The sequence below is a fragment of the Streptomyces sp. NRRL B-24572 genome, from assembly GCF_002156145.1.
GTDB classification, from domain to species: domain Bacteria; phylum Actinomycetota; class Actinomycetes; order Streptomycetales; family Streptomycetaceae; genus Streptomyces; species Streptomyces vietnamensis.
Genome location: NZ_MWIG01001097.1, coordinates 1 through 730, shown reverse-complemented (window position 1 = coordinate 730; position 730 = coordinate 1). Strand labels below are relative to the sequence as shown.

Here is a 730-nt window from a genome sequence, read left to right as displayed (position 1 = left end):
CAGTCGAGGGAGAGGGGGCGGCCGTCCTTCTCGATCTCGGCGAAGGTGCGGTCGCCGCCGCCGGAGAAGGCCATCGCGGTGACGGCGGCCCTGGGCGCGTAGGTCCCGTTGTCCCGCTTGACCAGCGTGGTGTCGATGTCGGTCCACGCGCCGTTCTTGCGGGTGCGGACCGGCTGCACGTACTCGGTGACGGTGAAGGTGCCGTCCGGGTTGGCGACCGTCGTGCTGCGCTCGTCGCGAAGGCCGGTGATCTCGACCTTCTTCCCGGTCTTCGCGGCCCGGTCCTGGGCGGCGTCCTCGGTGAGGGCCGTGGCAGAGCCCTTGCCCGCCTTCTCGGCGGCCTTGTCCGTGGCGACAGTCGCGGCCGTGGGCTCGGGGGCGGGGGCGTTGCCGAGCGTCATGACCAGCAGGGCCGTCAGCGCGGTGGCGACGGTGAGCGAGCGGACCGGCCGTCTGCCGCCCACCCCTTCTTCCGCACCTCCGTTCGAACAGAACGTCATCGCGGTGTACTTCCTTCTCTCCATGCCGTCCGTCACCCGACCACGCCGAACGAGACGCCGCTGTCGGGCAGTCCGCCCGATCCCGGCTGGTACGTGGTGGCACCCGTGCTGGTGGTGCCGTCGAGGTCGGCCCACGTCACGACGTGGAGGACCCCCTTGGTGGTGCCGGAGGCCTTGCTGAAGGGCACCCCGACGTAGAGGTTGTTCGCGCCACCGGTCAGCGACATGCC

At 71.0% G+C, this 730-nt stretch carries 2 pseudogenes; both read right to left on the bottom strand.

Annotation, left to right across the window (positions count from 1 at the left end):
- Nucleotides 1–464: pseudogene (locus CCN56_RS40500) on the bottom strand (LamG domain-containing protein); the annotation flags it as partial.
- Nucleotides 465–532: 68 nt separating this feature from the next.
- Nucleotides 533–730 (bottom strand): annotated as a pseudogene (locus CCN56_RS43735) (hypothetical protein); the annotation flags it as partial.